At 58.6% G+C, this 12,496-nt stretch carries 12 protein-coding genes and 1 pseudogene; 11 read left to right on the forward strand and 2 right to left on the reverse strand.

Annotated features, from left to right (window positions below; genetic code table 11):
- The 9 genes and pseudogenes from ACN0V1_RS17475 to ACN0V1_RS17515 all read left to right on the forward strand — a co-directional run.
- Window positions 1-741: pseudogene (locus ACN0V1_RS17475) on the forward strand (NADH-quinone oxidoreductase subunit G); the annotation flags it as partial.
- Window positions 742-752: 11 nt separating this feature from the next.
- Window positions 753-1,697: an NADH-quinone oxidoreductase subunit NuoH gene (gene nuoH, locus ACN0V1_RS17480; protein WP_417546223.1), complete on the forward strand. Its 945-nt coding sequence runs from the start codon at window positions 753-755 to the stop codon at window positions 1,695-1,697.
- 76 nt (window positions 1,698-1,773) lie between these two features.
- Window positions 1,774-2,313 (forward strand): NADH-quinone oxidoreductase subunit NuoI, encoded by a 540-nt coding sequence (gene nuoI / locus ACN0V1_RS17485; RefSeq protein ID WP_417546224.1) that lies wholly within the window; start codon window positions 1,774-1,776, stop codon window positions 2,311-2,313.
- A 28-nt stretch (window positions 2,314-2,341) separates the two neighbouring features.
- On the forward strand, window positions 2,342-2,866 hold the full coding sequence (gene nuoJ / locus ACN0V1_RS17490) for an NADH-quinone oxidoreductase subunit J (protein ID WP_417546225.1): 525 nt from the start codon (window positions 2,342-2,344) through the stop codon (window positions 2,864-2,866).
- Window positions 2,863-3,171, forward strand: a complete 309-nt coding sequence (gene nuoK / locus ACN0V1_RS17495; protein WP_417546226.1) for an NADH-quinone oxidoreductase subunit NuoK — start codon at window positions 2,863-2,865, stop codon at window positions 3,169-3,171. Before nuoJ ends, nuoK begins: the two co-directional genes overlap by 4 nt.
- Window positions 3,171-5,072 carry an NADH-quinone oxidoreductase subunit L gene (gene nuoL, locus ACN0V1_RS17500; RefSeq protein ID WP_417546227.1) on the forward strand — a complete coding sequence of 634 codons (1,902 nt, stop codon included), beginning with the start codon at window positions 3,171-3,173 and terminating at the stop codon, window positions 5,070-5,072. Before nuoK ends, nuoL begins: the two co-directional genes overlap by 1 nt.
- A gap of 37 nt (window positions 5,073-5,109) precedes the next feature.
- Window positions 5,110-6,681, forward strand: a complete 1,572-nt coding sequence (gene nuoM, locus ACN0V1_RS17505; RefSeq protein WP_417546228.1) for an NADH-quinone oxidoreductase subunit M — start codon at window positions 5,110-5,112, stop codon at window positions 6,679-6,681.
- Window positions 6,681-8,111 (forward strand): NADH-quinone oxidoreductase subunit NuoN, encoded by a 1,431-nt coding sequence (nuoN, locus tag ACN0V1_RS17510; protein ID WP_417546229.1) that lies wholly within the window; start codon window positions 6,681-6,683, stop codon window positions 8,109-8,111. The genes nuoM and nuoN overlap by 1 nt, the downstream gene beginning before the upstream one ends.
- Before the next feature lie 74 nt (window positions 8,112-8,185).
- Window positions 8,186-8,737: a hemerythrin domain-containing protein gene (locus ACN0V1_RS17515; protein ID WP_417546230.1), complete on the forward strand. Its 552-nt coding sequence runs from the start codon at window positions 8,186-8,188 to the stop codon at window positions 8,735-8,737.
- An 8-nt stretch (window positions 8,738-8,745) separates the two neighbouring features.
- On the opposite strand, the gene ACN0V1_RS17520 is transcribed toward ACN0V1_RS17515, so the two are convergent.
- Window positions 8,746-9,636, reverse strand: a complete 891-nt coding sequence (locus tag ACN0V1_RS17520) for a LysR substrate-binding domain-containing protein (protein WP_417546231.1) — start codon at window positions 9,634-9,636, stop codon at window positions 8,746-8,748.
- Between the two features lie 114 nt (window positions 9,637-9,750).
- On the opposite strand from ACN0V1_RS17520, the gene ACN0V1_RS17525 reads away from it, so the two are divergent.
- Together ACN0V1_RS17525 and ACN0V1_RS17530 are read left to right on the forward strand one after the other, a co-directional pair.
- The gene (locus tag ACN0V1_RS17525) at window positions 9,751-10,677 is read left to right on the forward strand and encodes a DMT family transporter (protein WP_417546232.1); all 927 of its coding nucleotides are present in this window, start codon (window positions 9,751-9,753) and stop codon (window positions 10,675-10,677) included.
- 84 nt (window positions 10,678-10,761) lie between these two features.
- Window positions 10,762-11,949, forward strand: coding sequence for an MFS transporter (locus ACN0V1_RS17530; RefSeq protein ID WP_417546291.1), 1,188 nt, complete (start codon window positions 10,762-10,764; stop codon window positions 11,947-11,949).
- Here the strand turns inward: ACN0V1_RS17530 and ACN0V1_RS17535 are convergent.
- The gene (locus ACN0V1_RS17535) at window positions 11,942-12,421 is read right to left on the reverse strand and encodes an Lrp/AsnC family transcriptional regulator (RefSeq protein ID WP_417546233.1); all 480 of its coding nucleotides are present in this window, start codon (window positions 12,419-12,421) and stop codon (window positions 11,942-11,944) included. The genes ACN0V1_RS17530 and ACN0V1_RS17535 overlap by 8 nt on opposite strands.
- Window positions 12,422-12,496: the final 75 nt, after the last annotated feature.

Genomic DNA, 12,496 nt, shown 5'->3' on the forward strand with positions numbered 1-12,496 from the left:
CGTGTCGGGGATGTCCCGGCCCTGCCAGCCACCGTTCCCCCCGCCCGGGGGGCGGACTTCCGGGCTGAAGGCGTGAAGCTGGCCCGGGCACCGCACCGCTACAGCGGACGCACCTCAATGCGCGCCAACATCGCGGTGAGCGAACCACGTACTCCCCAAGACCCGGATACAGCCTTCACCTTTTCAATGGAGGGCTACAGCGGCTTCGATCGGCCGCTTCAGGAAGTGCCGTTCGCCTGGGCGCCGGGCTGGAACTCGCATCAGGCCTGGAACAAGTTTACTGATGAAGTGGGCGGACACCTGCGGGCCGGCGATCCTGGTGTGCGTCTGGTTATGCCGCGTCCCGGCGCCTACGATTACGGCCACGATATTCCCGCGGCCTTCGAGCCACGCCAAGACAGCTGGCAATTACTGGTGTTGCCCCGGCTGTTTGGTGGCGAGGAAACGTCTGCCCGCTCTACGCCCATCCAAGAACGGGCGGGCGTGCCAAGTGAGGCGCCGAGTATTGGTTTATCCAGCGACGCTGCCACGCGGCTGGGGCTTGAGTCCGGCGCGTCGCTGACGCTGGTGACCGCCACGGCGCGTCTAACCCTGCCGCTGCGCTGCGACCAGTGCCTGCCGAGCGGCGTGGTGACCCTGCCGGCCGGGCTTTCCAGCGAGGTCAGCAGCGGCGACTGGGCGCGCTTCGAAGTACCGGGTGCAGTGTTGGGCGCTACATCGAGCCATGAGGAGATGCGCTGATGGATATCATCATGGCCATGCTGCAGGCGCTGGTGATTCTGCTGGTAGCGGTGCTGGTAGGTGCGATTCTTACCGTGGTGGAGCGCCGCTTGCTGGGTTGGTGGCAGGATCGCTACGGCCCCAACAGGGTCGGTCCCTTCGGCTCCATGCAATTGATGGCCGACATGATCAAGATCTTCTTCAAGGAAGACTGGATGCCGCCCTTTGCCGATCGGACGATTTTCGTGCTGGCGCCGGCGATTGCCATGGCCTCGCTGCTGCTGTCGTTCATGATTATCCCCATCACTCCGGGCTGGGGCGTGGCGGACTGGAATGTCGGCCTGCTGTTCTTCCTGGCCATGGCCGGCATCAATATCTATTCGGTGCTGCTGGGAGGCTGGTCCAGCGGCAACAAGTACGCGTTGATCGGCGCCATGCGCTCTTCGGCTCAGACCATCTCTTATGAAGTGTTCATGGGCCTGTCGCTGATGGGCGTTGTCGCCATGGCCGGCTCCTTCAACCTGCGCGAGATCGTCAACGCCCAGCAGGAGCTATGGTACATCGTGCCCCAGTTTCTGGGCTTCTGTAACTTTCTTATCGCCGGATTCGCGGTGACTCACCGGCATCCCTTTGATCAGCCGGAGGCAGAGCAGGAGTTGGCGGATGGCTACCACGTAGAATATTCCAGCATGAAATTCGGCATGTTTTTTATCGGCGAATACGTTGGCATGCTGCTGGTTTCGGCGCTGATCGTCACCTTGTTTTTTGGTGGCTGGCACGGGCCAATGCTACCGCCGATTGTCTGGTTTGTCCTGAAAACGTCTTTCTTTTTGATGCTGTTTATTCTGGTGCGGGCCTCACTGCCCCGGCCGCGTTACGACCGGGTGATGACCTTTGGCTGGGTTGTCTGTCTACCGCTGACGCTGATCAACCTGCTGGTGACCGGCGCAGCGATATTGCTTGCCGCGCCGGGCTGAGCGTACTGATCCAGGATACCGGACTGAAACACGGGCAGAGAGCGTTTGAACGGATCGCCAACAAGGAGCAACTGTCATGTACAAGGGGCTTTTGAAAGGTACCTGGTCGCAATTGCGCACCCTGGGCTTGGTTTTTATGCACGGCTTTCGCAAGCGCGAAACCGTCAACTACCCCGAAGAAGACGTCTATCTGTCACCGCGCTATCGCGGGCGCATTGTGCTGACCCGGGATCCGGACGGCGAGGAACGCTGCGTGGCCTGCAACCTGTGCGCCGTGGCCTGTCCAGTGGGTTGTATCTCGCTGCAGAAAGGCGAACGGGAAGACGGCCGTTGGTACCCGGAATTCTTTCGCATCAACTTCTCGCGCTGCATCTTCTGCGGCATGTGCGAAGAGGCGTGCCCGACCTCGGCGATCCAGCTGACTCCGGACTTCGAGATGGGCGAATACCGCCGCCAGGAGTTGGTCTATGAAAAGGATGACCTGCTGATTAGCGGCCCGGGCAAGGACCACAACTACAACTACTACAAAGTGGCGGGCCTGGCCATCGCCGGCAAGGACAAAGGCAAGGGAGAGGTCGAGGAAGCGCCCATCGAGGTCACGACACTGCTTCCCTGACGTTGCTTTTCCGGAAAAGGAGAGGGCTATGGAGTTTGCGTTTTACCTGAGTGGTCTGGTCGCGGTGCTGGCGACTCTGGGCGTTATCTGCAATACCAACCCGGTGCATGGGGTGCTGTATCTGGTGGTGTCGTTGCTGGCAGTGGCCTTGGTGTTCGTTGCTCTGGGCGCGCCCTTTGCTGGGGCACTCGAGGTCATCGTTTACGCTGGAGCGATCATGGTGCTGTTCGTATTTGTGGTGATGATGCTTAACCTGGGCCAGGCGGCGGTCGCGCAAGAGCGCATCTGGCTGCAGCCACGCACCTGGCTGGGGCCATCGCTGCTCGCGGCCGCCTTGCTACTGACGCTGATCGCTACACTGTGGCGCGGTGATGCGGGTATGCTGATGCAGGGTGACATGCTGAGCGCCAAGCAGGTCGGCACGGTTCTGTTCGGCCCTTGGCTGCTGGTGGTAGAACTGAGCGCCATGCTATTGCTGGCGGCGCTGGTTACCGCCACCCATGTAGGGCGCCAGCCAAGGTCTGATTCAAAGACTGGCAAGGAGGCTTCATGAACGGTGTACCCATGGAACACGGCCTGGTGCTGGCGGCGATCCTGTTCACGCTGGGGCTGGCGGGGCTGATGTTCAGGCGCAACATGATCTTCGTGCTGATGAGTCTTGAGATCATGCTCAACGCCGCCGGACTTGCCTTTATCGTTGCCGGTGCGGGTTGGCAGCAGCCGGAAGGTCAGGTCATGTATCTGTTGGTGATCACTCTGGCAGCGGCAGAGGCCAGCGTCGGCCTGGCGCTGTTGATTCAGCTTCAGCGGCGCTCCAAATCGCTGGATATCGATGCGGTCAGCAGGATGCGTGGATAATGGAAATCATGGCGTCACTACCTTCGACGGCGCTGCTGCTGCCGCTAACGTTCCTGCTGCCCTTGGCAGGAACGTTGATTCTGGCCTTTTCCCGGGGCACGTTTGGCTACCGTACCAGTGCCTTGGTGGGGGTAGGCAGCGTGGGGCTCGCGGCTCTGGTCACGGCGTTGCTGGCAATGGGTTTTGTCGATAGCGCTGCTGATGGTCGCCAGACCGCCCCTCAAATCGTCACACTGTGGACCTGGATATCCGTGGGCGAGTTTCAGCCCAGCATCGGGTTGGCCCTGGACGGGCTGTCCCTGACCATGCTCGGCATCATCACCGGCGTGGGCTTTCTGATTCACCTGTTTGCCGCCTGGTACATGCGCGGTGATGAAGGCATCACGCGCTTTTATACCTACATGAACCTGTTCGTGTTCAGCATGGTGCTGCTGGTGCTTGGCGACAATCTGCTGCTGTTGTTTCTGGGCTGGGAAGGGGTCGGCATGTGCAGCTATCTGCTGATCGGCTACTACTATCAAAACAGCGCCAACGGCTGGGCGGGGTTCAAGGCCTTCATTATCACCCGCATCGGCGATGTGTTCCTGGCCATCGGCATATTTCTGCTGTTCGCTAAGCTCGGCACCCTCGACATTGCCGAAATCCTTTCTCTGGCACCGCAGATGTGGCGCGCCGGTGATCCGACGGTAGAGCTTGCGGCATTGTTACTGCTCGGCGGAGCGGTGGGCAAGTCCGCCCAGCTGCCACTGCATACCTGGCTTGCCGACGCCATGGCCGGCCCTACGCCGGTGTCGGCGCTGATCCACGCTGCGACCATGGTTACCGCCGGGGTTTATTTGATCGCGCGCATGCACGGGGTGTTTGAGTTGGCGCCCACGGCGCTTTACCTGACGGGTCTGATCGGCGCTGTGACGCTGCTGATGGCCGGCTTCGCGGCCCTGGCCCAGACCGACATCAAGCGGGTGCTGGCTTATTCCACCATGAGCCAGATTGGCTATATGTTTCTGGCACTGGGCGTTGGCGCCTTCGACGCAGCGATCTTCCACTTGATGATCCATGCTTTCTTCAAGGCATTGCTGTTCCTGTCTGCCGGGGCTGTTATCGTCAGTTGTCATCACGAACAGGACATGCGTCGCCTGGGTGGGCTGTGGCGCACGCTGCCTCTGGCCTACCTGGGTTTTATCGTCGGCGGTGCGGCCCTGATGGCCTTGCCGCTGGTCACTGCGGGCTTCTACAGCAAGGATGAGATTCTCTGGCAGGCGCTGGCGGCAGACCGTCAAGGCTTGATGATCGCCGGTCTGGTTGGCGCTTTCCTGACCTCGTTGTACACCGTGCGGCTGATCATTGGCATTTTCCATGGTGAGATGAAAAGTGATGGCGCCCGTCAGGCGAAGGCGGGGCGAGGCCTGGCCCACGGCCTGCCACTGGTGATCCTCGCGCTGCTCTCGACGCTGTTAGGCGCCTGGATTACGCCGCCGCTGAGCGGGGTGCTGCCTGCCGGCCCCGGCGAGGGCGTGGAAGTGGGACATACCACGCTTGAACTGATCGCTTCGGCCACGGCGTTGATCGGTCTTGGTCTGGGGGCCTGGTTGTTTGTGGTCAGACGCGACTGGCTGGCGCAGATCACTCGGCAGGGAGTTGGTGCCGGGCTGTGGGCCTGGTGGCATCTGGCCTGGGGCTTCGACATGGCTTTCGACTGGCTGCTGGTGCGGCCCTATCGTGGCCTGGTGCGTGTGCTGAAAGGCGATCTGTTCGACGCTTTCTTTCGATTGATTGCCCAAACCCTGCGCGCCATGCATTTCGGGCTTTCCCGAACTCAGACCGGCAAGCTGCGCGACTATGCTGCCACCATGGTGGTAGGGGCTACGCTGATTCTGCTGAGCCTGGTGCTGATGTTTTAGGGAATATGCGAAACCCGGACAAGGAGTTACAACGTTTATGATACTGGTGTGGCTAATTGTGATCCCTTTCATCGGGGGGCTCTTGTGCTGGCAAATGGAGCGGCTTGGCGACAGGCCGACGCGCTGGATCGCACTTGCCACTATGCTGATCGAGTTGTTGATCTCGCTGTGGCTGTGGGTGCGGCTCGATTTCCAGTTGCCGGCGCTCGATGGCACTGCGACCCAGTGGGCGCTGGAGTATCGGGTGACCTGGATCGAGCGTTTTGGTATCGACTTTCATCTTGCCCTGGATGGCCTGTCGCTGGTACTGATCGCCCTGACCGCCTTTCTCGGCGTATTGGCGGTGCTGTGTTCATGGAACGAAATCGTGCGAAGAATTGGCTTCTTCCACCTCAACCTGCTATGGATTCTCGCTGGCGTCACGGGGGTGTTTCTGGCCATCGATCTGTTTCTGTTCTTCTTCTTCTGGGAGCTGATGCTGGTGCCAATGTACTTCCTGATAGCCCTGTGGGGCCATAGCGGTTCAAAGGGCAGAACCCGCATCGGCGCGGCTACCAAGTTCTTCATCTATACCCAGGCCAGCGGGCTGCTGATGCTGGTCTCTATTCTGGGGCTGGTGTTCGCCCACCACGCCAGCACCGGTGAGTATTCTTTCAGTTATCAAGTGCTGTTGGAGACGACGCTGTCGCCCACGCTTTCCCACTGGTTGATGCTGGGGTTCTTTATCGCCTTTGCGGTCAAGTTGCCGGTGGTGCCGCTGCACGGCTGGCTGCCGGATGCCCATGCTCAGGCACCGACTGCCGGCAGTGTGGATCTGGCGGGCATTCTGCTCAAGACCGCCGCCTACGGCATGATGCGTTTTGCCTTGCCGCTGTTTCCAGAAGCCTCTCAAGCATTCGCGCCCATCGCCATGGGGCTTGGGCTAGTCGGTATCTATTACGGTGCGGTGCTGGCCTGCGGGCAGCAGAACGTCAAGCGCTTCATCGCCTATACCAGTATCGCCCACATGGGATTTGTGCTGATCGGAATCTATTCCGGCTCTGCGTTGGCCTTGCAGGGTGTGGTGGTGTTGATGCTGGCTCATGCCTTTTCCGCTGCGGGTTTGTTTATCCTCAGCGGACAGTTGTACGAGCGCCTGCATACCCGGGAGCTTGGCAAGATGGGCGGTCTGTGGAGTCGATTAGGTAGTCTGCCCGGGTTCTGGCTGTTCTTTATAGCCGCATCGCTGGGCATACCGATTACGGCCAACTTCGTCGGTGAGTTCATGGTGCTGTTCGGCACTTTTGCCACGGCACCCTGGGTGGTGGTGATCGCCAGCTTTGGCCTGGTGCTGGCGGCGGTTTATTCGCTGATCCTGATGCAGCGCGTACACTATGGCCCGCCAAGCAGCGAGACACCCCTGAAGGGGCTTGATACCCGCGAGTTTGCCATGATGCTGAGCATCGTTGTCCTGCTGATATGGCTTGGCGTATACCCGCAACCGCTACTTGATACCACAGAAGCCACGATGAGTGAGGTGCATCGGTTGTTTGAGCCCTCCGGCACCGCAGTGTCGGAAGTTCATGCCGGGTCGGATGCAGCCAACACACTCGCGCAGGAGGCCCGCTGATGCCCTTTGCAGCGCTTGTCGCCTATCTGCCCATGATTCTGGTGGCCGCGACGGCGATTGCGGTGATGCTTGGCATCGCCTGGCGCCGCGAACACACCGTAACGGTTGCCGCCAGCACACTGGGTCTGGTGTTGGCGCTGATCGCTCAGGCATTTGCCTGGCGCGTGATTCCCGTCCAGACGCCGCTGCTCGACTTCGATGGCCTCGCAGTATTGGCCGGGCTTTTGATCCTGGCGTCGACCCTGGTCTGCGCAATCCTGTCCCATGCTTACCTCGAGTCCTTTCACGGCGCCCGCGAAGAGTTCTATGTGCTGCTGCTGTGTGCGGCGGTGGGGGGGCTGGTACTGGCGGCGAGTCGGCACCTGGCCAGTCTGTTTATTGGTCTGGAGCTGTTATCCATGCCGCTCTATGGAATGCTGGCCTACGCTTTTCATGAACAACGCTCTTTGGAGGCCGGCATCAAGTATCTGGTTCTTTCCGCCGTTGCCAGCGCTTTTTTATTGTTTGGTATGGCGCTGCTCTATGCGCAGACCGGTGAGTTACGGATCGATGTTCTGATGGCAGGTCTGAATGAGGGTCTGGGCATCTGGGGCCTGGCGGGCATTGGCTTGATGCTGGTGGGGCTGGGTTTCAAGCTTTCGGTGGTGCCGTTTCATTTATGGACTCCGGACGTTTACGAGGGTGGCCCTGGGCCGGCCACGACCTTTCTGGCCACTGCCAGCAAGGTGGCGGTATTCGCATTGTTGCTGCGGCTGATGCTGTCGACGCCAATCGCGCAGGGTGATTGGCTGCGTTGGGTGCTCACCGGGTTGGCGTTGGCCAGCATGCTGGTGGGCAATTTGCTGGCGCTGACCCAGTCTAACCTCAAGCGTATTCTCGGTTACTCGTCTATTGCTCACTTCGGTTATCTCCTTATTGTGTTGGTGGTCGCGGACGGTCTGGCGGCGGAAACGACAGGGGTTTATCTGATAACCTATGTGTTGAGCACACTGGCAGCATTTGGCGTGGTCATCCTGATTTCGAGTAGTGCCGGTGGCGAAGACGCGGCCGCGCTGCACTATTATCGCGGTCTTTTCTGGCGGCGCCCTTATCTGACCGCCGTGCTGACCGTTGCAATGCTATCGCTGGCCGGTATTCCCGCGACCGTAGGCTTCATCGGCAAGTTCTATCTCATTGCCCTGGGGGTTGACGCACAGCGCTGGTGGCTGGTGGGCGGTATTATTCTTGGTAGCGCCATTGGGCTTTACTATTACCTGAGAGTCACAATTACGCTGTTTCTGGTTGCACCGGGAATGCAGCGTCGTGACGCATCGGATGACTGGGGCACGCGGGCCGGGGGACTGGTGGTGCTTGTTGTTGCCGGGTTGGTGATACTGCTGGGGCTTTATCCGATGCCGGTGATCGAGCTTGCCCGAGCTCTGGTATTCTAGTAATGAACGATTCAATATAAAGCCAGGCGGGATAACCACGATATGGTCCATCCACTCGTACAGGAGGTTTTCACATGGCTACACTCAACCAAGTGCGCCACGATCACGCCAATATGGCGCGGTTGCTGCACGTACTCTTGCTCAGGCACGAGTCCCTGGCGCAGGGCGAGCGACCGGACTTTCATCTGATACGCGAGGTTGTGGACTACATCCTCGATTACATGAATGCTTTCGTCAAGCCGCTGGAGCGCCTTTACAGCGAGCATCAGGTGGCCAAAAATTTCAAGGCCGGCGAAGTGGGTCAACAGCTGGCCGAGGATTACCAGGCCTTGCGAGAGCGTTTGGACCTGCTTTCCGAAAATATTGATATGATTTTGCTGGATGCCGTGGTGCCCATGGATCGTTTTGCAGACGATCTCAAAGCTTATCTCGATGCCCATCTCGCTTACTTGCGCGCGGAGCGTGAACTGCTGTTTCCGTTCTTTCGTGAACAGCTGACCGAAGAAGAACAGAACCGACTGCTCAAGATGCTGCCGGATGGCGCACAAGCCAACCTGGCGCGACTTAAAGAGGACTATCCACAGCTGTATGAGGAGTTCAAGGCCGCACCTTCACCTTTTGCCTGAGTGCCTTGTCACGGGCGCCAGGATAGGTCTGGCCGTTCCTCCTCCGTCGACAAATGGCTACGAATCAGCTCGGCCAATTGCTTCGCAGGCTCTGAAGGCCGGCCGGGGGGGCGGTGCAGAGCTATCTCGACGTACTGCAGTGCGGGCATACCGTTGCGCTCATCCAGCACTCTCAATTGGGGTGTGAGCATATTGCGAGTAATGACAGCCACCGCCAACCCTGCTGCGACCACTGGCATCAGGCCGGTCATGGACTGGCTCGAATAGGCCATTCGCCAATCCCGCCCGGCGTTTGTTAATGCCTGTTCGGCAACGTCGCGGAATACATCTGCCCCCGGTGAGTAGAACGCCAGAGGAATCGGGTCGGTCAACGATGGCTGGGCATTGGCGCCGACAGCCCACATCAGAGGCTCACGCCGGATGACTTCACCACCAGGTGAACGCGCCTGGCGTGTCACCACGGCCAGGTCCATGTTTCCTGCCTGCACTTGCTTTACCAACTCAACGCTTGATCGGCAGGTAACCTGCAACTGCACCGCCGGGAACTGCCGGTTGAAGTGAGACAGCACTGAGGTCAGCAAGAAGGCATAATCCTCAGGGATGCCAAGGTTCAGTTCTCCGGAAACCTGGCGTTGTTGCACGTCATCAACAGCTTCGTTGTTGAGTTTCAGTATTTTTCTGGCGTAACCCACCAGCTTCTGGCCTTCGGCCGTAAACCGGATGCGACGCCCATCTTTTTCATGCAGTGGAACGCCGAGCGCTGCTTCCAGACGGTTTAACTGCATGCTCACTGTGGACTGTGTGTAGGCCAGCCTCTCCGCTGCTGCTGTTACAGTTCCGGTATCTGCAATAGTCACCAGGGTCAGGAGCATGTTCAGATCGAGTATCCGGTTTCTCAATGCATCAATCCTTGTGATGTTTACTATCAAAAACAATTGATTTTGTGATGAGTGATTAGTGTATAGCCTGTAGCTGTCGAATCCAATTCACCCACAGCAACAGGAGTTACGACGGTGCGCACATTAACAAGCCCCTCCCGCCCACTTTTTATCAGTATTATCGCCGCGCTTTTTGCCGTTGTGCTCTGGGCAGGTGCGCCCCTGCTGGTGGATATTGCCAGTTCGGTACCGCCGTTCCAGCTCACCACCATTGCGTTAATCAGTGGCGCCATAGTGGCCTTGCCGATGAGCATTCGTAAGCGGCGTAATCGTGGTGACCAAGCGATTCAGGCATCGGTTTCCCTGAAGTGGAAACTGACGATTTATGGTCTGGTGCCGGCTCTGATACTCGGAGCCATCGGTGGCTATCTTTCGGGTGTTGGCATGGCTCCGACTGCAGAAGCCGCACTGATAACTTACACTTGGCCGGTAATGTTTATTGTCATCAGTCAGTGGCTTTTTCATCGGCGGCTCCCGCTTCCTGTTTTGTGTGGCGCCCTCATCGCGTTTTCTGGCGCAGTGGTCTTGCTGTCTCCGGAGGCGGGAGGTGAGGCGTTTTCGCAATACATGGCAGGTTACGCGTTGGCGCTGATGGCGGGTTGCTGCTGGGCTTTGTATTCGTGGATCTGCCAGGCTGCGCCTGTCGCGATTGCACCCTTGATGCCCGGGCTTTTTTTGCTGGCGGCAGTGGGCGCTGCAATTGCTGATATTCTTTCTGGCAGCGCTTTCGGGTTGCCATCAAGCCTTGCGCTTATTGCCGGTGTTGCGCTTGGTGTAGGGCCTTATGGGCTTGCCATGGTGGCATGGGACCTGGCACTCCGTACCGGGCCGGCAGCGCTGGTGGGCAGTCTGGCCTATGGCGTGCCCGTTCTGGCAGCCACCTTTCTGGTGATTGCCGGCGTTGCGGCTCCGGACTGGCGCTTGCCCCTTGCTGCGCTTCTGGTGGTTGCTGGTTCGGTTGTGGCGACCATGAAGCGGAGCAACGACGCTCTGAAATATTGATCCAGAAGTAATAAACTGCGGGTTGGTGGATTCCTCACAGCTGCTGCCCGGTGACCTATTAAACGACCGACCCTGAAAAACGCCCTGAGACGACCGGCTGATGAAGCCGGTCAGAACTTCGTAGCCGTTTGTGTATCGCTCACATTTTGCTTCGTCGTCTACTCGATGCTGCTCGTAACCGTGCCGGTATACGGGCTTGAACTCGGTGCTTCACCGCTGATGCTGGGTGTCATTCTTAGCTCCCAGTATCTGCTTCCCTTTTTACTGGCCATTCCTCTGGGCGGCGTGGTGGCGCGCCACGGAGGCCGGATTACACTGGTGGCCGGCGCGTTCGTGATGACTGCAGGCCTGCTGCTTATGCAGGTGTTGCCCGGCTATTACGGGCTTATCGGCGGCCAGCTTTTAATTGGCCTGGCACACCTTCAGATGGTGTTGTCGGCCCAGACTATCATCTCGTCGTTGGCGACCGGACCTAAACTGGAAAGCTATTTTGGCTGGTATGCCACCTGGTTGTCTGGAGGGCAGGTGGTTGGCCCCTTGCTGGCGGGCGGCTGGATTCATTGGGCAGGCGGCGTCGACAACCTGTTTCTGGTTATGGCCGGCATTGCTTTGCTGGGAGGGCTGTCCGGGATGGCACTGACGGGTGATGCAACGTTAGGCATGTCGGTTACCGGCAAGCAGACCGGGTTTCGGGCTCAGGCTTCGCTGATACGCCACAATAACGGCGTTCAGGTATCCATCGCCATTACCGTGGCGGGTATGTTTGCTCTGGGCGTTTACGGCAGTTACCTGCCCGTTTACCTGGACAGTCTGGAAATGAGCGCGGTGATGATCGGCGTGCTGGTCAGTCTGAGATCGGGCGTTTCCATGGTGATACGGCCGTTTATTCCCCGGATTATTCATACCGTTGGCGGGCGCGAAAAGGCAACAACTCTGGCCCTGTGTACTGTGTCGGTAGGCTTGGCCTGCATGGGGTTCGCAGGCAATGCGCCTGTGATTGCTCTCTTGTCGATTCTGGTGGGGTTGGGAGGTGGGCTCACGCAACCCCTGTCAATGGTGGTTCTGGCTGAGAGTGTGGAGCGGGAACAGAGGTCCGGGGCGCTGGGTATGCGCCTGATGGCCAATCGGGCTGTTCACTTCGTGGCACCGCTTATGTTCGGTGCAATTCTCAGTGTGAGTGGCTTTGGTTTGTCGTTTGGGCTTTCGGGGTTGTTCATAGCCCTCGTTGCCGCTGTACTACTTCGGCTTCAGCGCCAACGCGGAGTTATGTAGCGCCTCCCAGAGGGATTGACTGGGTATTCTTGATCTCCCGCAGCACGAAGTTGGAGTTCACTTGTGCGATGCCTTGCAAGGTGAATATCTTTTGGTTGAGAAAACGGTCGTAGCTGGCCATATTTGGCACAATCACTCGTAATACAAAATCGGCATTGCCGGTCACCGCGAAGCATTGCAGCACCTCCGGGTAACTGCTCACCTGCTGCTCGATCTCCGCAGTGCTGTCTATGGTGTGCCGCTGAAGGGACAGGTTGATCAGTACGCACAACCCCTGGCCGATGCGTTCCGGGGCAAGTTGCGCGCTATAGCCTGTGACGATGCCGGTGTCCTCAAGCGATCTTACCCGCCGCCAGCAGGCTGCTGGTGATAAACCAACCTGCTCTGCCAGATGCTGGTTACTGATTCGGCCATCCCGTTGCAGTATCGCAAGAATGCGCTGGTCGAGTTTATCGAGTCCTACCTGTTTCATTTAGTAACACCTGCTTTTTATCAAAGAATCTTCAGTTCTATTGTCATTTATCAAAGATTCGTGTGCAAACAGTAA

Origin of the sequence: Marinobacter sp., assembly GCF_048266785.1 — a bacterium.
GTDB lineage: Bacteria > Pseudomonadota > Gammaproteobacteria > Pseudomonadales > Oleiphilaceae > Marinobacter.